Origin of the sequence: Cognatundibacterium squillarum (assembly GCF_014652435.1) — a bacterium.
Lineage (GTDB): Bacteria > Pseudomonadota > Gammaproteobacteria > Burkholderiales > Burkholderiaceae_D > Undibacterium > Undibacterium squillarum.
In genome coordinates this window covers 713,675-734,965 of sequence record NZ_BMYU01000001.1, presented here as the reverse complement: position 1 = coordinate 734,965, position 21,291 = coordinate 713,675, and the positions used below count along the sequence as shown (strand labels likewise).

Sequence of the window (21,291 nt, the reverse complement as noted above, 5' to 3'; positions counted from 1 at the left end):
TTCATAAAGCGCACATAGGAAAAGAGGACTGAATGGCGAGTAACAACGTTGCCCAATTTGCCACCGAGCTGAAAATGTCAGCGGAACTGCTGCTCACGCAATTGCGTGCAGCAGGCGTCAATAAAACATCGACAGATGACGCGTTGACTAAAGAAGATAAAGACCGACTGCTGGAACACCTGCGTCGTTCTCATGGCACTACTGCCAATGAGGAAAAGAAGAAGATTACGGTCACCCGCAGGGAAACGTCTGAAATCAAACAGGCGGATGCGACGGGCAAATCTCGTACCATTCAGGTCGAGGTGCGCAAGAAGCGTACTTTTGTAAAACGTGATGATGAAGTTTCCCGTCCGGCAGCGGATCCGGCAGAGCAGGCGCGCAATGAAGAAGAAGCGCGCCGCGAAGCGGAATTGCTGGCGCGTCAGGAAGCTGAGTTGCGTGCAAAAGAAGAGCACTTAGCCAAGCTGGAAGCGGAGCGTGAAGCGCAGGAACGCGCTGAACGCGAAGCGGCGGAAGCTGAAGCGAAGCGTCGTGATGAAGAGCGCGCAAAAGCAGAACGTGCCGCGGCAGAAGCTGCAGCCGCTGCTGCAGCATCGAAGAGCGCGGAAGAGCGTGCTGCTGCAGAAGAAGTGCGCAAACGTCAGGAAGCGGAAGCTGCTGAAGCACGCCGTAAGCAGGAAGCCGCTGATGCTGCAAAACGTGCTGAAGCTGCAGAAAAAGCCCGTAAAGCAGTGGCAGATGAAGTAGCGCAGATTAAAGAAATGATGGCGAATATGCGCCGTCCTAAGCCTGCTCCTGCACCAGCGCCTGCACCGGCTGCAGCTGCGCCTAAAGTTGAAGGTACGCTGCATAAGCCTGCGGATAAAAAACCAGCTGCCGACAAGAAACCGGCTGCTGCTGCGCCTGCTGCAACTGCAGACAAAAAAGATGATAAAAAACCGGCATCGGCTGATCGTAAAGGCGGTAAAGGCGGTCAGAACGGTAGCTGGAATGACGATGCGAAGAAACGTTCCGGTGGTCTGAAAACACGCGGTGATGCGTCCGGTGGTCGTGATGGCTGGAAAGGCCCGAAAAACCGTCGCCATCATCACGAAGATCAGCGTGAAACCAACTTCCAGATGCCGACTGAAGCGATCATCAAAGAAGTTCACGTACCTGAGACCCTGACAGTCGCTGAACTGGCGCACAAAATGTCCGTGAAAGCGGCAGAAGTCATTAAACAGCTGATGAAGCTGGGTCAGATGTGTACTATTAACCAGGTTCTGGATCAGGAAACTGCAATGATCCTGGTGGAAGAAATGGGTCACAAAGCGTTTGCTGCGAAACTGGATGATCCTGAAGCGCTGCTGACGGACGACGGTACACAAACTGAATTTGAAGAATTGCCGCGTGCGCCGGTTGTTACGGTCATGGGTCACGTTGACCACGGTAAAACTTCTCTGCTGGATTACATCCGTCGCGCTAAAGTGGCTTCCGGTGAGGCTGGTGGTATTACTCAGCACATTGGTGCTTACCACGTTGAAACACCGCGCGGCATGATCACTTTCCTCGATACACCGGGCCATGAAGCCTTTACGGCAATGCGTGCGCGTGGTGCGAAAGCGACCGATATCGTTATTCTGGTTGTTGCAGCTGACGACGGCGTGATGCCGCAAACCAAAGAAGCGATTTCCCATGCGAAAGCAGCGGGTGTGCCGATAGTTGTGGCGATCAATAAGATTGATAAGCCAGCGGCAAACCCTGATCGCGTAACGCAGGAACTGGTTGCTGAAAGCGTTGTTCCTGAAGAGTACGGTGGTGATGCGCCGTTTATCCCTGTTTCCGCGAAAACCGGTCAGGGTATCGACGATCTGCTGGAAAACGTACTGCTGCAGGCTGAAGTTCTGGAACTGAAAGCACCGAAAGATGCGCCGGCAAAAGGCCTGGTTGTGGAAGCACGTCTGGATAAAGGTCGCGGTACTGTGGCAACCGTGCTGGTACAGTCCGGTACACTGCGTCGCGGTGACATCGTTCTGGCAGGTACATCCTACGGTCGTGTCCGTGCGATGATGGATGAAACCGGTAGCAGCATTACTGAAGCGGGTCCGTCTATTCCGGTTGAAATTCAGGGTCTGACTGAAGTGCCGCCAGCCGGTGAAGAAGTCATGGTTCTGGCTGACGAGCGTAAAGCCCGTGAGATCGCATTGTTCCGTCAGGGTAAATTCCGTGACGTGAAACTGGCGAAACAGCAAGCTGCGAAACTGGAAAATATGTTCGAAGGTCTGGGCGAAGGCGAACTCAAAAATCTGCCAGTCATTATCAAGACCGACGTACAGGGTTCTCAGGAAGCGCTGGTGCAATCGCTGGTCAAACTGTCAACAAGCGAAGTTCGCGTACAGGTTGTGCACGCAGCGGTTGGTGGCATTTCCGAATCCGACGTCAATCTGGCGGTGGCTTCCAAAGCAGTTATCATCGGCTTCAACACCCGTGCTGACGCATCGGCACGTAAGCTGGCTGAAACCAACGGCATCGACATCCGTTACTACAACATCATTTACGACGCAGTGGATGATGTGAAAGCAGCGTTGTCCGGCATGCTGGCACCTGAAAAACGTGAACAGGTGATCGGTATGGTTGAAATCCGTCAGGTCTTCATGGTCAGCAAAGTCGGTGCAATTGCGGGCTGTCTGGTAGTTGACGGTATGGTCAAACGTACATCGTCCGTCCGCTTGCTGCGTAACAACGTGGTGACATGGACAGGTGAGCTGGACTCCCTGAAGCGTTACAAAGACGACGCGAAGGAAGTCAAAGCCGGTATGGAGTGCGGCCTGTCACTGAAGGGCTACAACGAGATCCAGGTTGGCGACATGCTGGAAATCTTCGAAGTACAGGAAATTGCCCGTACCCTGTAAGAAATCTCAAGACCCCGGACCTGATCCGGGGTTCTTGTTTTAAGCTGAATAGAATTTATGGCAAAACATAGTAAAAGTATTCCGGGTCGTGGTTTGCGTGTCGCAGACCAGATCCAGAAAGATTTATCCGAAATTATCTGGGCTGAGCTCAAAGATCCGCGCGTCGGTATGATCACGCTGACGGAAGTACAGCTGACGCCAGATTATGCGCATGCGAAAGTGTACTTCACGACGCTGACTGACGATCCTGAAGGTGTGAAAGCGACGCTGCAGGGTCTGAGTAAAGCTGCCGGTTTCCTGCGCGCGCAACTGGGTCTGCGTTTGCGCATCCACACACTGCCGCAACTGCACTTTGTGCATGACACATCCACGATACGCGGGATGGCGATGTCAAAACTGATTGACGAAGCCAATGCCACCCGCGCCCTCGATGACGATGAGCAAAACCAGTAATCACAGATAATCAGCGCGGGGCTTTGGCCCCGTTTGTTTTTGTATGAATAAACCAAATGTCAAACGGGTGCGCGTGCCCGTGCATGGCGTGTTATTGCTGGATAAGCCTGTGGGCTGGTCGAGCAACGATGCGCTGATCCGCGCCAAGCGTTTGCTGAACGCGCAAAAAGCCGGTCATACCGGTACGCTGGACCCGTTTGCCACCGGCTTGCTGCCGCTGTGCTTTGGTGAAGCCACCAAGTTTTCGCACGATTTGCTGGAAGCGGATAAAACCTACGAAACCACCGTGCATCTGGGTGTCACCACGACCACTGGTGATACTGAAGGTGAAGTGCTGGAGCAACGCGAGCTGACCGTGTCTGAAGCCGATATTCTCGCGGTGTTGCCGCAGTTTACAGGCCCGATTGCGCAAGTGCCGCCGATGTATTCCGCCTTAAAGCGTGATGGCAAACCCTTGTATGAGTATGCACGTGCCGGGATCACGCTGGAACGTGAAGCGCGCAATGTCGTGATTCACAGTCTGGAATTTCTCGGTTACGAAGCGCCGTTCCTGCGCCTGCGCGTCTGCTGCAGTAAAGGCACGTATATCCGTGTGCTGGGCGAAGATATCGGCCGCGCGCTCGGCTGCGGTGCGCATCTGAATGCGCTGCGCCGTACCGGCGTGGGTTCGCTGGTGCTGAGCAAATCGATCACGCTGGATATGCTGGATGCGATGCCGGAAGCAGAGCGCACCGCTTTGCTCGATCCGGTGGATGCCTTGCTGTCGAATTTTCCTGCGGTGCAATTGTCTGATGCGCTGGCAGCGCGCCTGTTGCAAGGGCAGCGTCTGGCGCTGGCGAAAGAAGCCGTGGAACTCCCTGCGGAAACTGGTCGCGTCCGCGTATATCGTCAGTCGGATGGTGGTCTGCTCGGCTCGGCACAATTGCAGGCGGGCGGCATTCTTGCACCGGAACGTTTAATCCGCACGGAACACAACTGAAGTACTTTTTGTCATTGAATTGTCGCGCTAACCTGAAATAATGCTTTCTGGTGCTGCTGCGCAGCATGGTATAATTTTGGGTTATCCGATTTCACCTTGAACTGAATCAACATGTCTACTCCTAAACGCGCTATTCGCAACATCGCAATTATCGCTCACGTTGACCACGGTAAAACTACCCTGGTTGACCAGCTGCTGCGCCAGTCCGGTACTTTCCGTGACAACCAGCAAGTCGATTCCCGAGTCATGGACTCGAACGACATCGAAAAAGAACGCGGTATTACCATTCTGTCCAAAAACTGTGCCGTTGAATACAAAGGTACCCACATCAATATCGTGGATACCCCGGGCCATGCGGACTTCGGTGGTGAAGTTGAGCGCGTTTTGTCCATGGTTGACTCTGTTCTGCTGCTGGTTGATGCGCAGGAAGGTCCGATGCCACAGACCCGTTTCGTGACCCGTAAAGCGCTGGCGCTGGGCCTGAAACCTATCGTTGTGGTTAACAAAATTGACCGTGAAAACGCGGATCCGCAAAAAGCCGTTAACGCGACTTTCGAACTGTTCGACAAACTCGGTGCAACCGACGAACAGCTGGATTTTCCTATCGTTTACGCATCCGGCTTCAAAGGTTATGCAGGTCTGGAAGACACCGTCCGCGAAGGCAACATGGAGCCGCTGTTTGACGCGATCCTGAAGCACGTTCCGGCACGCGAAGATGATCCTGATGGTCCTCTGCAACTGCAAATCACTTCCATGGAATACTCCACCTACGTTGGTAAAATCGGCGTTGGCCGTATCCTGCGTGGCCGTATCCGTGGTCTGCAAGACGTGGTCTGGATGAATGGTCCGGAAGACAAGCCAACCAAAGCCCGTATCAATCAGGTGCTGACATTCAAAGGTCTGGACCGCGTACTGGTTGAAGAAGCGCAAGCCGGTGACATCGTTCTGATCAACGGTATCGAAGAAATCGGTATCGGTTCCACTATCTGCGCACCAGACTGCATCGAACCGCTGCCTATGCTGAAAATTGACGAGCCAACCCTGACCATGAACTTCATGGTTAACAGCTCGCCACTGGCAGGCCGCGAAGGTAAATTCGTGACCACACGTCAGATCCGTGACCGTCTGGAACGCGAACTGAAATCCAATATGGCGCTGCGCGTCAAACAGATGGAAAACGATGACTCCTGCTACGAAGTTTCCGGTCGCGGTGAGCTGCATCTGACTATTCTGATCGAAAACATGCGTCGTGAAGGCTTCGAGCTGGCAGTTTCCCGTCCGCGCGTTGTGTTCAAAATGGTTGACGGCGTACGTCACGAGCCATACGAAAACCTGACCGTTGACGTGGAAGAATCCCATCAGGGCGGCGTCATGGAAGAACTGGGTCGTCGTCGCGGTGATCTGCAAAACATGGAACCGGATGGCAAAGGCCGTGTCCGTCTGGAATACCGTATTCCTGCACGTGGTCTGATCGGCTTCCAGGGCGAATTCATGACGCTGACCCGTGGTACAGGTCTGATGAGCCACGTATTTGACGATTACGCACCAGTCGATAACACCAAAGGTGAACTGGCTGGCCGTCGTAACGGCGTGCTGATTTCTCAGGAAGACGGCGCAGCAGTTGCTTACGCTATCTGGAAACTGCAGGATCGCGGCCGTATGTTCGTCAGCCACAACGACCCTGTGTACGAAGGTATGATCATCGGTATTCACTCCCGTGAAAACGATCTGGTTGTGAATCCGGTCAAAGGTAAACAGCTGACCAACGTTCGTGCTTCCGGCACCGACGAAGCAGTGCGTCTGGTACCACCGATCCAGCTGAGCCTGGAATACGCGGTTGAGTTCATCGAAGATGACGAACTGGTTGAAGTCACACCGAAGAGCATCCGTCTGCGTAAGCGTTTCCTGAAAGAACACGAACGCAAACGCGCTCAGCGCGAATCTGAAGCGTAATCTGCTTCAGTGCACGAATAAAAAACCGCAGCCTAGTCTGCGGTTTTTTTATTGCTGCGATGCTGGGAGGATTTCTTCACACATCGGCGGAAAGGCCGTGTAGCCGTCTTTTAGTCATCAGCCTGTTTTTCCCACGTAACAGTGCGAAGCAGTGCAAAAAAGTGCAAAAAAGTGCAGGAATGCGGACTTTCGCACAGCAATCCGCCTGTCGTCGGTGAAAAGTCCGGCTCTCCGGAAATGTCGGATGACGATTTCTGCATGATGCTCCCGAATCTTTCATCAGTTTTTTTACCTCAGATTGTGATTGCATAAAAGGAAATCTGAGTTAGCATGCCGGTTTGCCAATGTTGCTCTTGTCATAAAAAAGCGAAGCGCAGCATTTCTTTTTAATCTTCATGCGGGATTGTATGGATCAGGAATCTTCAGGCTTGAATCCGCGTACCGGCTGGGTGCGCATTGCGATTGCAGCAGGGCAGGCGGTGCTGCTGTATCTTCTGTACCGGGCGGGTACGCAAAGGTTATGGCCGGCGACGCAGCCGGAACTGTTCTTCCCTTTACTGTTATGCGGTCTGGGTTTGCCGGTAATCGCGATTTCTTCGCTCGGGCAAATGCCAACGGCAAAGCTGTTGCGCTGGCTGGGTTTTCTGGCACTGGTGCTGACCGGACTGACTTTGCATGACTGGTTCCGCCGCAATGGTTTGAATAATGAATGGGGTTCGGCGGAGTATCCGGGGCACCGCAGCGATAAGGGGCCGTATCCGTCGCCTTTATTGTTCACCTTCAGTTTCCTGTGCCTGTATGTGGCGCAATCGCTGAAGCTGGCGTATGAGCAAAAACGTCAGGGCGTTGCGCAATATCCGCAGTATTTTGATTTGTCGTGGAAGTTGCTGGTGCAGCTGAAATTCTCAGCCTTGTTCGTCGGTGCGCTGTTTGCGTTGCTGGCTTTGGGGGCTGGCTTGTTCGATATGCTGAAGCTGGAATTCCTGTCTGAATTGCTTAAGCGTGAATGGTTCAACATACCAGTGATCGTGCTGGCCTTCGGGTTTGCGCTGCATCTGACGGATATGCGTCCGGCAATTGTGCGCGGTATCCGTAATTTGCTGCTGGTATTGTTGTCGTGGCTGTTGCCGCTGGCGACCATCGTGCTGGCCGGATTTCTGGTGTCGTTGCTGTACAAAGGCGTGGATTTACTGTGGGCGACCCGTCATGCAACCAATCTCTTGCTGGGTTCCTGCGTTGTACTGGTGGTGCTGATCAATACCGCGTTTCAGGATGGTGCTGCACTGGCGACTGCGCCGAAGATACTGCGCTGGTGTGCCCGTCTGGCCTGTTTCATATTGCCGGTACTGGCCTTGCTGGCCTTGCGTGCGCTGCAATTGCGGATTACGCAATATGGCTGGAGCAGTGATCGCCTGATCGCGGTGGTTTGTGCGCTGATTGCACTGGCTTACGGTCTTGCCTATCTGCGTGCTGCAATCGCTGCAGATGGTTTGCTGAGCAAGATAGCCGGTGCGAATGTGGTGATGGCTTATGTGCAATTGGCTGCGGTACTGGCTTTGTTTTCGCCTTTGCTGGACCCGGCACGGATTTCAGTGGCGGATCAGGTCGCGCGTCTGCGCGATGGCAAAGTCATGGCGGACGAGTTCGATTACCGTTATCTGCGCTTTGAAGGTGGTCGTTACGGACGCGAAGCGCTGGAGCAACTGAAGCTGGAAACTGCTTTGCCTGAGGCAAAACAGATTCGCGAGAAAGCGGCGTCTGTGCTGGCACTGACCTATAAATCGTATGCAGAAGAACCGGTGCAGGTCGTGCGTCCGTATGAAGTCTGGCCGAAAGGTGCTGTCTTGCCGCAAGGATTTTTGCGCCAGCCCGATCAAAAAGATAATGGCTGGCTGACACAGAAAGACACCGAATGCCTGATCGCGAAAACCCATGCCTGCGATGTGTTGCTGCAGGATATGAATCGGGATGGCAAGCCGGAAGTGCTGGTACTGGATCGCAACAGTAACTATGGCGGTAATCTGTATGCAGAAGTACAGCCCGGCGTCTGGAAACGGCAGGCGCATGTGGATGTGGAAGCGGACGACTGCGATAAGCTGAGCGATGCCCTGCGTGCCGGACAGGGAAAAGCAGTGACGGGCTGGGATATGCTGGTTGTAGGCAGTATGCGCTTAATGGTGCGTCCTGATCCGGTTGTCAGACAGCGTTGTAAGTCATAACCGCCAGAGCGGAATCTTCTCGCTGATGTCTGCATGCTGAACCGCAGACCGCAGTGAGCCGACGCGGCACATTCTTGTGATGTTGCCGCGTTTTTTATGTCTGCCTGTCCGGCAAGAATGTCCGTTGCAGCGTCGGTCAGATGAAAATAATCCGCCGCTCAGTCGTTAAATGCTATCTGCATTCAAAAAATTTCAAGGCTGAAATCCACTGTTTCTGCGGACATCCACGATGTCATCCTGATAAAGTGCCTGATATATTCAGTTTTTGTGAATTGCAAGCCGGAAAGTCTGTTGTTGCCCTTGTTGGACAAGAGCCGTCGTGACCCTTAGCATACTCACGCCGCGCTGAAGACCGTATTGAATCAGGAGAACGCATGCCCGCCGCCCAGAATGCCCGCCGTAAAGCCATATTGCTGATGATTGCTGCCGCCACCCTGTGGAGTACTGCAGGTGTCGCCAGCCGCCATTTGCAAAGCGCGGCCGGATTTGAAATCGTATTCTGGCGCAGCCTGTTTGCCGCGATTTTTGTCGCGGGACTGATGCTGCATCAGTACGGGCGCGGTTTTCTCAGTCGTCTGAAACTGATGGGCAGCACCGGCGTGGTATCCGGCCTGATGTGGGCCACCATGTACAGTTGCTTCATGACGGCGCTGACGCTGACGACGGTGGCAAACACCTCGGTAATGGAAAGTCTGGCACCGTTATTCACGGCGCTGCTGTCATGGCTGGTGCTGAAAGAACGGATTCCGTTCGCGACCTGGATCGCAATTGCGCTGGCTGCTTGTGGCATGGGTTGGATGTTTGCCGGTAATTTGTCCGTGACGGACAGCCGTGGCGTGCTCGGCATGCTGGTGGCACTGGGAATTCCGCTGGCATCGTCGGTGAATATGATTCTGCTGAAACGACGCGCGCATACGGTGGACCTGATTCCGGCGGTATTTCTGGGCGGCACATTCTCGGCGCTGGCGATGCTGCCATTGTCGGTGCCGTTTCAGGCATCGGTGCAGGATGTGCTGATCCTCGGCGCGCTGGGTTTTTTTCAGCTTGGCTTGCCGTGTTCGCTGATGGTGAAGGCATCTGCGCATCTGAAAGCGCATGAAGTTGCCTTACTGGCTTTGCTGGAAGTCTTGCTGGCGCCATTATGGGCGTGGCTGGGGGCGGGCGAGGTGCCTGCAACGGCAACGCTGACCGGCGGCGCACTGGTGTTAGCCGCTTTAATCGGCAATGAAATCCGGACATGGCAACAGAAACGGGCTTAATCGCAGTAAAATAGCGGGTTATTTACCCCAATTTTCCGCTGGCGCCGGTTGCGCTGCGGTTCTGTTACGGAATGTTGTGATTATGAAATCTCCTGAACTTTTACTGCCAGCCGGTTCGCTGGAAAAAATGCATGCTGCTTTCGACTTTGGCGCAGACGCGGTGTACGCCGGTCAGCCGCGCTACAGTCTGCGTGCCCGCAATAACGAATTTTCGACGCTGGATGTGCTGCGTCAGGGTATCGAAGGCGCACACACGCGCGGCAAACTGTTCTTCGTTGCCAGTAATATTTTTCCGCACAACGCCAAACTGAAAACCTATCTGCGCGATATGGAACCGGTCATCGAAATGAAACCGGATGCGCTGATCATGGCCGATCCGGGTCTGATCATGATGGTGCGTGAAAAATGGCCGGAAGTGAATGTGCATTTGTCGGTACAGGCAAATGCGGTGAACTGGGCCGACGTGAAATTCTGGAAAAAAATGGGCCTGACCCGTGTGATTCTGTCGCGCGAACTGTCGCTGGATGAAATCGAAGAAATCCGTCAGGAATGCCCGGATATGGAACTGGAAGTGTTCGTGCACGGCGCGCTGTGTATCGCGTACTCCGGCCGCTGCCTGTTGTCCGGTTACTTCAATCACCGCGATCCGAATCAGGGTACCTGCACCAATTCCTGCCGCTGGGATTACAAAGTTTCCAATGCATCAGAAAACGAAACCGGCGATCTGGTGAATATTCCGGTCGAAACCATCAAGTTCGATTTCAATAAAGCACTGGAAGATGCGAATCAGTCGTTCTCTGCAATGGGCGACATGAAACGTCATCCGCTGGCAGACCGTCCTTATCTGATCGAAGAAACCGGTAAGCCGGGCAGCCTGATGCCGATTCTGGAAGATGAGCACGGCACCTACATCATGAATTCCAAAGACTTGCGCGCTGTGGAACACGTCGAGCGTCTGGCGAAAATCGGTGTGGATTCCCTGAAAGTCGAAGGCCGTACCAAGTCGCTGTATTACGTGGCACGTACCGCGCAAGTCTATCGCCGCGCGATTGATGACGCGGTTGCTGGTCGTCCTTTCAATCCGGACTTGCTGGGCGAACTGAATGGTCTGGCAAACCGTGGTTATACCGACGGTTTCTATCAGCGTCACCATACACAAGACCACCAGAATTACATGGAAGGCGTATCGCAGGCGCACCGCAGTCAGTACGTTGGTCAGGTCACCAAAGTGGAAGATGGCTGGGCAGAAGTACAGGTGAAAAACCGTTTCAGCGTCGGTGATCGCATCGAAATTATTTCCCCGGCCGGCAATGAAATCGTGACCCTCGGTGAAATGCGCAATACCGAGAACCAGTCGCTGAACATGATCAGCGGTGCAGGCCATACCGTGCGTATTCCGCTGGACGGCAAATACGAAAAAGCACTGATCGCAAAAATGCTGTAATTCTCTGTGTGCCGCGTGGAATGTGGCACACTATCCGCAAAACATCATTGTAATATCGTGGTTTATTAAATTATATTGATGTTGTCATGTTAATATCGCTCCGTTTCTTTTCAACGGAGTGAATATGAACAAGCATGCTGCGCAGTGTTTACTGGTTACTGTGCTGGTTGGTGGCAGTCTGACTGCCTGCGGTGGCGGCGGTAGTTCCGCCCCTGCTGAAAAACCTGTCGGTACAGTCGCGGTTTCCATCTCCCCCATGAAACAGGTGGTGTTGTACACCGGTCGGGCGGTCTCTTTTTCTGCGGTTGGCAAATCCTCGATTGATTTACCCCTGACTTACCAGTGGGACTTCGGTGATGGCAGCACCGGTAGCGGTGCCAGCCTGAATCATACTTTTGCTAAATCCGGCACATATTCCATCAAAGTCACGGCGACTGACAGCAACGGCGTGAAAGCCAGCAGTTCCGGTGTGCTGAGCGTGGTGGATGCGGTACTGACAACGCCGGTAATTACGGCAAATCCTGCCAGCGGTTTTGCAGGTGTCGAAGTCAGTTTTACCGGTGCATCATCCGATCCCGGCGGCGGTACGCTGACGTATAACTGGGACTTTGGCGATCAGGGAAAAGCCACCGGTGATACCGTAAAGCACAGTTTTTCAACACAGGGCACGTATCCAGTGGTGCTGACAGTCACCAATGATCTGGGTGCCAGCACAAAAACGACGCTGTCGTATCTGGTCAATGCCTATACCGGTGCGCCGACCGTACCTGTGATCAGCGCCCCCACAGTCACCAGTACCACCAAAGCCATTACGCTGAGCGCATCCGCACTCGATGCCTTGCCGCTGACCTACAGCTGGGATTTCGGCGATAACACGACAGGCAGCGGTGCTTCTGTTCAGCATAGCTACAGCAATGCCGGTACTTATCAGGTTACCGTGACAGCGACCAATACCAAGGGGGCAAAGTCGGTATCGGCGCCGTTCAGTGTTTCGGTGTTGCAACAAGTGAGTAATGCGCTGACACCGGCTTGCGGCGGCGCGAATTGTTCTGCCACTAATGCAACGACACACAGCGGATCAGGTGTCGGGGTCTGGCAATACCAGAATACCGGTACCACGCCGGTACTGATGGATTTCAGTATCAGCGGCGTGAAGGCAGGACAATTTGCCACCGTGTTATTCACCAATCCTTCTGAAACCGCGACTTTGCTGGCGCCGGGATTTGCCAACATGCCAGTTCGGGCCGTGGGTGCAGCACAAAAATCGCTGAATATGCTTGCATTGCAACATGCTGCCAAAGCAGATCTCCAACACGATGACATGCTGCAGCGTAATCTGGCTCTGATGCAAATGATCCGTAAAAAAGCAGCAGGCGGTAAACCGGCAGTCAGTCATGCGAGGGCAGTACCACCTGTTCGTCCCGTGGCAGTGGGGGACAGCAGAGTCTGGGTGGATACCTTTGACCGTAGTAATCCCGTCAGTTACAACCTGAAGGCATCCCAGATTTGTCGCCTGAACAGCGGTCGGAATGCGGTTTTCTGGGGCGATCCGAATGGTGGTGCGACTGCGGCGGATATCGCGGAGTTGGCAAATGCATTCTGTTCGAACGGCGGTCTGGGAAAAGCCGGATTTGATACCCTGACAGATATCATGGGGGATGCCTGGGGAACAGCCAGCACTTCAGAAATGATTTCCGATAGCAAAGGATTGCAGGATATTCATATCGTTCTGCCCAAAGTGCCAGCGGGTCTGGGGTGGGCGGGCTACTTCTGGGGCGGGAATAATTTCCTCAAAACGGCGGATCCTTCAGTTAAGCTCAGTAATGAAGCACTGGTATTTTTCGTTAACGGTACGGGTATTGCGGGTTCGCTGAATTTTTACAAATCCACGCTGATTCATGAAGCCGTACATATGATTAATTTCTACCAGCGTTCGATCGTCCGGGACATTGGACATGACACCTGGCTGGAAGAGACATCTGCGATGATGGCAGAAGATTTGCTGAGCAAGCGTTTGTCCGGTGGCAGCTTCAATAAAATCGCAGAAAGCCGGATGCCGGTATTTCTGGCGTCCGGTGGTGGCGTCAGTTACATCAACTGGCCGAATTTATCCGGAAATCATTACGCGATGGGTGGCAGCTTTGGCGCATTCCTGAACCGGAAATACGGGCAAAGTCTGTTCAGTAAAATTGAAACCGATTGCAAAGACGGTGGTGCACAAACCAGTTATCAGTGTCTGGATGCACTGATCAAAGCGGCGGGGGGTAATGGCATCGGGGATGATCTGGCGCGGATGGGGATATCTGTGTTCGGGAATACTCCCGGTTCAGCGTTGCCGCAAGGCTTCGGTTTTCCACAGCGCACAGCAGATGGCGATCTGGTAGCGATTGATATGGCAAGCATCGCGAAATCTTTGCAGGTTACGCCCGTAATTCCGCTGATATTTATGCCAACCTCACATTACTTCCGTCAGGAAGTGCTGAGCAGTGCGGGCAGTTACACCAAGTCCGGCATGCTGGTGCCTGCCGGAGTCACTATGCATATCATGATCCGGGACGCTGCTCCCTGATTTACCTGCGGCAACTGTGTGGTAAAAAGCCGTCGCTTTCTGTGCGACGGCTTTTTTTTATCATTTTTTATTCAGGCAATCTTTTTCGTACAAAATTCCAGAAAACCAGAATATGCAAAAATAATAATTTGAAAAGGTGGTGTTTTTTTGAAAGTTAGGCGAATTTAGTAAAAAAATAACAGAGGAAACTGCGATTTTGTGAAATATTTCAAACTGTAACGACAATGTGTAATTTTGTGTCTTGTGCTAGGATCAACGCGCTTCTTAATGAAACCGGAGTAATGATGAAAAAAAGCACAGCACAGATGCTCTTCGTATCTACCCTGTCACTGGCAGCGCTGACTGCCTGCGGTGGTGGCGGAGGAGGGGATTCCACAACAGCACCGGCACCATTGCCAACCGTATCCGTCAGCATTTCGACATCCGGTTTGCCGGTTCTTTACACAGGTCGTTCCGTATCGCTGAGCGCGACGGGCACATCGTCTGCCAATCTGGCATTAACCTATTCCTGGGATTTTGGTGACAATACTGCAGCAGGCACTGGCGCGACTTCCGCGCATACCTTTGCCAAAGCCGGTACTTACACAGTCAAAGTCACTGCAACCGATACAAATGGCACTAAAGCCAGTGCATCCGGCACGGTGACGATTGTGGACGCGGTACTGACCACACCAACCATTACACCTAGCGTCGCGTCGGCAATCGCAGGGAATGCTGTAACCTTTGCCGGTGCTTCCAGCGATCCTAGCGGCGGCACACTGACATACAGCTGGGATTTCGGTGATAACACAGCCAAAGGCAGCGGCGCGAGTGTGCAGCATACCTTTGCAGCAGCGGGCAATTACCCTGTTGTACTGACAGTCACCAATGATCTGGGCACCAAAGCGACCACAACACTGAATTACAGTGTTTCCGCAGCAGCCGGTGCACCATCGACACCGGTGATCAGCGCAAACAACACCACTGTGCTGCCGAACGCAGCTATTACATTCAATGCGTCTGCACAAGACACACTGCCGCTGACATACAGCTGGGACTTCGGTGATGGCACTACCGGTACCGGCGCAACTGTTCAGAAGAGCTATACAGCAGCGGGTACTTACAACGTGGTTGTGACTGCAACCAACAGCCAGAATAAATCGACCAAATCGTCTGCAACACAGATTACTGTGATGCAAGCGGTTTCGAATGTGCTGGCGCCTAGCTGTTCCGGTGCTGGTTGCAGCGCCAGCAGCGCAACTACTTATGCCGGTTCCGGTGTGGGTGCATGGCAGTACCAAAATACAGGTTCCGTACCAGCTTCTCTGAACTTCGCGATCAGCGGTGTGAAAGCAGGTCAGGTAGCAACTCTGGTGTTCACAAACACTTCTGACAGCAGTTCTCTGACAGCGCCGGCCTTCGGTGCAGCGCCGGCAGCGATTCCTGCAGCATCCACCGGTGCTTTGTCTCTGAATATGCAGGCGCTGAACCGTCACGCTCAAATGGATGCAGCACATGAGTCTATGCATCAGCGTAATCATGAGCTGATCAAGCAAATGCGTGCTAAACCAGCAGCAGTTCGTGCAGCAGGCGTCAAAGCGGCCAACGTTCCTCCGGTTCGTGCAGTTGCTGTGGGCGATACCAAGGTCTGGGTTGATACTTACGACAGCGCAAATCCAGTCAGCTACACACTGAAAGTAGCGCAGATCTGTAAGCTGAAAACCGGCCGTAATGCGGTAATCTGGGGTGACCCGAACGGTGGCGCAACTGCCGCTGATTTGCTGGCGCTGGCGAACACCTTCTGTTCTAACGGCGGTGCAGGTACAGGCGGCTTTGACGCGCTGACCGATATCATGGGTGATGCCTATGGTACGAAGAGCTACAGCAACACCATTGGTGACACCAACGGGCTGCTCGATATCAACGTGGTTGTACCGAACGTGCCTTCCTCAACTAAATGGGGTGGCTACTTCTGGGGCGGTAATAACTTCCTGAAAACCGCATTCCCAAGCACCAAAAACAGTAATGAAGCACTGGTGTTCTTTGTCAACGGTCAACAAGTATCGCAGGCACTGAACTACTACAAATCCACGCTGATGCATGAAGCCGTGCATATGATTAACTTCTACCAGCGCGCATTTGTTCTGGATACAGCGCACGACACATGGCTGGAAGAAACCACAGCGATGATGGGTGAAGACATTCTGGCAAAAACCATTTTCGGTGGCAGCTACAATGAAATGACTCAGGTTCGCATTCCGCAATACCTGCGTACCGGTGGCGGTGTGAGCTATGTGAACTGGACGAATCTGTCCAGCGACAGCTATGCGTTCGGTGGTGCATTCGGTGCATACATTAACCGTAAATACGGCCTGTCCATGTTCAAGAAAATCGTGACCGACTGTAAAGATGGTCAAACAGTCAATGGCGTGAAGATCACCAGCTACGCTTGTATGGATACCCTGATCAAGGGTGCCGGTGGTGTTGGCATGGGCGATGAACTGGCGAAATTCGGTATCTCTCTGTGGGGTAACACACCGGCATCGGCTCTGCCTTCCGGTCTGGGCTTCCCGCAACGTACCGTAGACGGCGTATTTGATGCGATCGACGTGGCAACAGTAGCGAAAGCACTCAAATTCACAGCGAAAACACCGGCAGCGATGGTTCCGGCCTCGCACTACTTTGCACAGGAAACCATTGCTGCAGGCGCAACCAGCTTCAGCAAATCCGGTGTAATCGTGCCGGCAGGTGCAACACTCCACATCATGGTTCGCGACGCAGCACCATAATCAGCGAATCTGAATAAACAGTAAAACGTAAGAGAGCTCGCCGCTCCGGGAAACCGGAGCGGTTTTTTTATGGGCGGGTGGTTATCAATGCAGCGTTATGGCGATCCGGAGTGAGACGGGTGTCCAACGTAATCCGATGGCGCCTGACTGTCGGGCAGGTGACGTAAACGTAGTGAAATCCTTGCTTAATGGAATACCGACTCGGGAAGCAGAGGAACTGGCGATACTGGAATGGGATTTGTGATTCAGTCATCACCGTTGATTGGAGTTAATAGGTCGCATTTCGTCATCAGACTAAAAAGCCAATATTAATAATTTTCTTGTGAGGCCTTATAAGCCTGACTCGCATAAAAAAAGGTCTCAGAAAACCGAAACGGTTCACTGAGGGAAGCATAGTGCTATTTGCTTTTGTATATTTTTTGGGGTATCGGTTATTTTGTTAAAATTGCACGAATGCTTGATTGATATTTTTAATCTAATCAATTTATGAAAATAGCGGCCATTTTATTTCTTGCTCTGTTTTTGACGGGTATCCAAAATTTATCAGTTGCGTCGCAAACGGTGCGTCTCCGTCAATTCGCCAAAGTTATAGACACAAAGGGAAATAAGTTGTCTGGTGAGGGCGCCGATGCTGAACGGCGTATGCAAGTGTTTGAAGCAATTTCGCGAGACTTACCTTGGACTGCGGAAAGCTTGCGTCAAGCGGGCATTATCTTGCAACACACAAATACAGAAAATGAGCCCGATGACGGTGAAGAATACCGCTCTCAGGAAATGCATTTGTTTACATTCTTTTTACACAAAGAATATGCACGTCTTATAGAAAGAAAATCTGGTGCTCTTTTGGGGCCGTATCGTTATTGTCGTGTAATGGGTCTCCCGGTAGAACTGGATGTTCAATGGACAGAAGATAAAGACTTAAAGAAACCATTAATAGCACGCAATACAATTTCTGATGATGAGCGTATGAAGCGCGGATTTCCATTTGCATTGCTAGCTTCATATCTGAGCACAAACGAAGATCCACTGCCCGATTCGCTGCGCACAACCATCCGGGATAACGAAATGAATCAGCTATATGTTGCTGATCAACAGACTCGCAGTCTGTTTAAAAAAGACGAGATGATATTTAACCGAACAATAGAACGTATCGGCGATAGCCAGCGCAGGGCGCGGCTGTATGAAGTAATGGCGGAAGACGTACTCTGGAACGCCAGGACATTGTTTGAAGCAGCACAAGTGATGAATCGTACGAAGAGTACATTGAAAAAGCAAAGAAAGACACATTTTCGCTTTCAGGAAAACCACCTGTTGGCTTTCTTTTTAGCGCGGCAAGCGTATATCAGAGGTGAACGTGATGCGGCTCCTTTAATTGTAGAAAGTCTCAATAATTATCTTCGGGTAAGCCAAATGCCGGAAAGCTTCAGATTAAAGTTAATACGGCAAGATGAACCCAGAGTTTGTCTGCAAGAAGAACGTGTGAGTGTCGAGCAGTGGGGGAAGTATGAGTTTCCGTTTCATTTGGGCAGAGTTATTAAACCGCTCTGCTACGGTAAGTAGATAACGATGGTTGCTCCATAACTCCGTCGGTCTTTGATCAGCCTGCGACCCGTTCGACAGTGCTCTCAGTCAGGTAAGGTCAGATACACGCAATCAGTCAACTGTACTGTGCAAATATCGTCATGTGTGATTTCCGGACAGCCGGACTTTCTGCCGACGACCGCCGGGGTGCTGTGCTGAACACCGCATTTGGGGTGGTTTTGGACGGTTTCAGTGGCTTTCGATGCCGCAGGCGTGGCTGATCAGTTGTCCCAGTGTTTTCAGGGCCTGTTCGTGGCGGCGGGTCAGCGGGTGGCCGGTGTTTAAGCGCATGCAGTTTTTGAACTGGCGGCTGGCAGAAAACATCGGGCCCGGCGTGATGGAAATGCCTATCGCCATCGCCTGACGTTGTATCAGCAGCATATCTACCGGTTCCGGTAATTCCAGCCACAGAAAATAGCCGCCCGCCGGCCGGCTGGTGCGGGTGCCTTCCGGAAAATAGCGTTGCACCATTTCCAGACTGGCACTTTGCTGCACCGATAAATGATGACGCAACTGTTGCAGGTGGCGGTCGAAATAGCCTTTGCTCAGAAAGGTGGCCAGCGCTTCCTGTGTTGGCAGCGCGGTGGACAGGCTGGTGCTGAGTTTTTGCCGGATCATCGCATGGGTATGCTTTCCCGCCAGCGCCCAGCCAACGCGGTAGCCCGGCGCCAGACTTTTGGAAAACGAGGTGCAGTGAATCACGATGCCTTCGCTGTCCCAGGCTTTCAGCGGCAACGGGCGTTCTGCGGTGAAGTACAGTTCGCCATATACATCATCTTCAATAATGGTGACGCCGTATTGCGTCGCCAGCGCCACGATGGCCTTTTTGTTTTGTTCAGGGATGGTGCTGCCGAGCGGATTCTGAAAATTACTCATCAGCCAGCAGGCTTTTGGCTGGTGGCGGCGAAATGCTGATTCAAGCGCATTCAGGTCGATGCCGTCACGCGGATGGCTAGGCACTTCGAGCGCCTGTAATCCCATTCTTTCGATGGCTTGCAGTGCGCCGTAAAACGCCGGTGATTCAATCACCACGGTATCGCCGGGCTGGGTGACGGATGCGAGTGCAAGATTCAGTGCTTCCAGCGCGCCGTTGGTAATCAGGACATCATCCGGATGCACCCGCATTCCCATGGTCAGATAGCGCAGCGCAATTTGCCTGCGTAAATGCTGACTGCCGGGCGTCAGATCATCAATTGTATTCCACGGATCGAGCTGCGGCAGGCTTTGCGACATGCAGGCCGCCAGTCTGCCCATCGGAAACAACGTGGGGCAGGGGAAGGCAAAGCCCAGCGGTACCATATCGCGGTGGCCGGATTCCAGAATGCTGAAAATCAGGCTGCTGACATCCAGCATTTGTTTTTCGCCACTGAGTTGGGCGGTGACCCGCGCTTCGGGTAAGGCTTCGTGACTACCTGCAATCACAAAATAGCCGGAACGCTCTTTGCCGCGTATCAGTCCGCGTGCTTCCAGCAGATAGTATGCCTGATACACGGTGGCCGGACTGACTGCGCGTGCTTCGCTGGCTTGCCGCACTGAGGGCAGTTTTTCGCCGCGCCGTAAGGTGCCGGTGCGTATCGACTGCGCGATGTCTTCTGCCAGTTTTTCATACAGTTTCATAGGTTTCCCTTAGCCGGGTACGCGGAACATCGCTTGCTCAGATGCCACGGTTTGCTGTGTTGCTTTATCCCGCAGCGTCAGGCGGAAACGGTAATGTCCGGGTTTCAGTGTGACGGCATTGCGCACCGTGACGCTGATCAGTCCGCCACCGGCGGGTGCAAGCCGGATACCGTCATACGGATTCAGGGTCAGCGCCGGTGCATCTTCGATGTTTAAATCATAATTGCCAGTTTCCTCACGGGTATTGAGTAAATGCAAGCGGTAGACTTGCTCAAACTGACCTGGCGCAGGTTCGCGCACTGCGGGCATACGGTCGGTTTGCACATGCATGCGCACACTGTCGCGCTTCGCCAGTAAAACACCGGCTGACAGACACATCAGCAGCATCAGTGCACTGTACACCAGCACCCGCGGACGCAGCAGGCGTGGCCTGAGCTTGCGGGCAGTCTGTTCGGGCTTCGTGTTCTGCATCTGACGAGCACTGCTGTAGCTGATCAGACCGCGCGGCAAATCCAGTTTATCCATCACATGATCACAGGCATCAATGCAGGCGGCGCATGCGGTGCAGTCGTGCTGCAATCCTTTGCGGATATCAATACCGGCGGGGCAGACTTGTACGCACAGTCCGCAATCGATACAACTGTTCGCACCGGCAGGCCGGTCTGCGCCCGGTTTGGCGCGTGGCTCGCCACGCTGGTTGTCGTAATTGATGATCAGACTGTCCTGATCCAGCATAGAACCCTGAAAGCGTGCATACGGACACAGATAGCGGCAGAACTGGGTGCGCATCAGTCCCGCATTGGCATACATCAGTCCGCCGTACAGCAGCATACTGGTCGCCGCGCCTGCACTGAAATGCCATTGCTGTAAGCCGCTGATCAGTTCACTGGCAGGGACAAACCATGCCGTAAATGTGAAGCCGGCCAGCGCGGAAAACAATAACCATAGCGCGTGTTTGCTGCCTGTGCGCAGCAGACGTTCTGTTGTCCAGCCTTCCCGCGCAAGACGCATACGATGACTGCGGTTGCCTTCGGTACGGTTTTCTATCCACATCATGATCAGGGTATAGACCGATTGCGGACAACCGTAACCGCACCAGACACGGCCTGCAATCGTCGTCACCAGAAACAGACCAAACGCACACACAATCAGCAGCAGGGCCAGATAAATCAGATCATGCGGATACAGAATCAGGCCGAACAGATAGAATTTTCTGGCGGCCATATCCAGTAACACTGCCTGCCGGCCATTCCATTGCAGCCATGGCGTACAGAAAAAGACCAGTTGCGTCAGCAGTACACAAAACCAGCGCAGACGGGTGAACCGGCCTTGTGATTCGCGCACATACACCGGATCAAATTTGGTGTAAATCGATATGGTGCGGTATTGGGGTGCAGAAGGTGTTTGCATGGCAGCCATCATCAGGGGAGTGATTCGTGGCGCGATCATGCGCTGCTGCTGATATGAAAAACAGAAGCAGTCTGGCGAAAAAAAGCAGTACAGATCAGAATGGCGGACAGTTGAAGCGGCTACTGCTGATCCGCTTCATGCAAGCTTG

Annotated in this window: 12 protein-coding genes; 10 read left to right on the top strand and 2 right to left on the bottom strand. The window is 53.1% G+C overall.

What is annotated here, in order from left to right; all coding sequences use genetic code 11:
* Positions 1-32 precede the first annotated feature (32 nt).
* From infB to IE092_RS03010, 10 genes are all read left to right on the top strand, one after another.
* Positions 33-2,891 (top strand): translation initiation factor IF-2, encoded by a 2,859-nt coding sequence (gene infB, locus IE092_RS03055; RefSeq protein ID WP_189355514.1) that lies wholly within the window; start codon positions 33-35, stop codon positions 2,889-2,891.
* 57 nt (positions 2,892-2,948) lie between these two features.
* Positions 2,949-3,344 carry a 30S ribosome-binding factor RbfA gene (rbfA, locus tag IE092_RS03050; RefSeq protein WP_189355513.1) on the top strand — a complete coding sequence of 132 codons (396 nt, stop codon included), beginning with the start codon at positions 2,949-2,951 and terminating at the stop codon, positions 3,342-3,344.
* Positions 3,345-3,387: 43 nt separating this feature from the next.
* Positions 3,388-4,323, top strand: coding sequence for a tRNA pseudouridine(55) synthase TruB (gene truB, locus IE092_RS03045; RefSeq protein WP_189355512.1), 936 nt, complete (start codon positions 3,388-3,390; stop codon positions 4,321-4,323).
* Between the two features lie 111 nt (positions 4,324-4,434).
* Entirely contained in the window at positions 4,435-6,276 is a 1,842-nt protein-coding gene (typA, locus tag IE092_RS03040; RefSeq protein WP_189355511.1) for a translational GTPase TypA, read from the top strand.
* 407 nt (positions 6,277-6,683) lie between these two features.
* Positions 6,684-8,495, top strand: a complete 1,812-nt coding sequence (locus tag IE092_RS03035; RefSeq protein WP_189355510.1) for a DUF4153 domain-containing protein — start codon at positions 6,684-6,686, stop codon at positions 8,493-8,495.
* A gap of 374 nt (positions 8,496-8,869) precedes the next feature.
* Positions 8,870-9,754, top strand: a complete 885-nt coding sequence (locus tag IE092_RS03030; RefSeq protein WP_189355509.1) for a DMT family transporter — start codon at positions 8,870-8,872, stop codon at positions 9,752-9,754.
* 82 nt (positions 9,755-9,836) lie between these two features.
* The gene (gene trhP, locus IE092_RS03025) at positions 9,837-11,198 is read left to right on the top strand and encodes a prephenate-dependent tRNA uridine(34) hydroxylase TrhP (RefSeq protein ID WP_189355508.1); all 1,362 of its coding nucleotides are present in this window, start codon (positions 9,837-9,839) and stop codon (positions 11,196-11,198) included.
* Positions 11,199-11,322: 124 nt separating this feature from the next.
* Entirely contained in the window at positions 11,323-13,767 is a 2,445-nt protein-coding gene (locus IE092_RS03020; protein WP_189355507.1) for a PKD domain-containing protein, read from the top strand.
* 281 nt (positions 13,768-14,048) lie between these two features.
* On the top strand, positions 14,049-16,535 hold the full coding sequence (locus IE092_RS03015) for a PKD domain-containing protein (protein ID WP_229792997.1): 2,487 nt from the start codon (positions 14,049-14,051) through the stop codon (positions 16,533-16,535).
* A gap of 486 nt (positions 16,536-17,021) precedes the next feature.
* Complete coding sequence (locus IE092_RS03010; RefSeq protein ID WP_189355505.1) at positions 17,022-18,095, top strand: hypothetical protein; 1,074 nt, start codon at positions 17,022-17,024, stop codon at positions 18,093-18,095.
* A gap of 210 nt (positions 18,096-18,305) precedes the next feature.
* Here the strand turns inward: IE092_RS03010 and IE092_RS03005 are convergent, their stop codons facing one another.
* Both IE092_RS03005 and ccoG read right to left on the bottom strand, forming a co-directional pair.
* Positions 18,306-19,733 (bottom strand): aminotransferase-like domain-containing protein, encoded by a 1,428-nt coding sequence (locus tag IE092_RS03005; RefSeq protein WP_189355504.1) that lies wholly within the window; start codon positions 19,731-19,733, stop codon positions 18,306-18,308.
* A 9-nt stretch (positions 19,734-19,742) separates the two neighbouring features.
* Positions 19,743-21,182 carry a cytochrome c oxidase accessory protein CcoG gene (gene ccoG / locus IE092_RS03000; RefSeq protein ID WP_189355503.1) on the bottom strand — a complete coding sequence of 480 codons (1,440 nt, stop codon included), beginning with the start codon at positions 21,180-21,182 and terminating at the stop codon, positions 19,743-19,745.
* Between the last annotated feature and the right edge of the window lie 109 nt (positions 21,183-21,291).

What these genes read in the sequence shown, in the direction of transcription:
- typA (WP_189355511.1), top strand. Translation starts at nt 4,435, where the DNA reads ATGTCTACTCCTAAACGCGCTATTCGCAACATCGCAATTATCGCTCAC.
- ccoG (WP_189355503.1), bottom strand. Translation starts at nt 21,182, where the DNA reads ATGATCGCGCCACGAATCACTCCCCTGATGATGGCTGCCATGCAAACA.
- trhP (WP_189355508.1), top strand. Translation starts at nt 9,837, where the DNA reads ATGAAATCTCCTGAACTTTTACTGCCAGCCGGTTCGCTGGAAAAAATG.
- IE092_RS03005 (WP_189355504.1), bottom strand. Translation starts at nt 19,733, where the DNA reads ATGAAACTGTATGAAAAACTGGCAGAAGACATCGCGCAGTCGATACGC.
- IE092_RS03010 (WP_189355505.1), top strand. Translation starts at nt 17,022, where the DNA reads ATGAAAATAGCGGCCATTTTATTTCTTGCTCTGTTTTTGACGGGTATC.
- infB (WP_189355514.1), top strand. Translation starts at nt 33, where the DNA reads ATGGCGAGTAACAACGTTGCCCAATTTGCCACCGAGCTGAAAATGTCA.
- rbfA (WP_189355513.1), top strand. Translation starts at nt 2,949, where the DNA reads ATGGCAAAACATAGTAAAAGTATTCCGGGTCGTGGTTTGCGTGTCGCA.
- IE092_RS03030 (WP_189355509.1), top strand. Translation starts at nt 8,870, where the DNA reads ATGCCCGCCGCCCAGAATGCCCGCCGTAAAGCCATATTGCTGATGATT.
- IE092_RS03035 (WP_189355510.1), top strand. Translation starts at nt 6,684, where the DNA reads ATGGATCAGGAATCTTCAGGCTTGAATCCGCGTACCGGCTGGGTGCGC.
- IE092_RS03020 (WP_189355507.1), top strand. Translation starts at nt 11,323, where the DNA reads ATGAACAAGCATGCTGCGCAGTGTTTACTGGTTACTGTGCTGGTTGGT.
- truB (WP_189355512.1), top strand. Translation starts at nt 3,388, where the DNA reads ATGAATAAACCAAATGTCAAACGGGTGCGCGTGCCCGTGCATGGCGTG.
- IE092_RS03015 (WP_229792997.1), top strand. Translation starts at nt 14,049, where the DNA reads ATGATGAAAAAAAGCACAGCACAGATGCTCTTCGTATCTACCCTGTCA.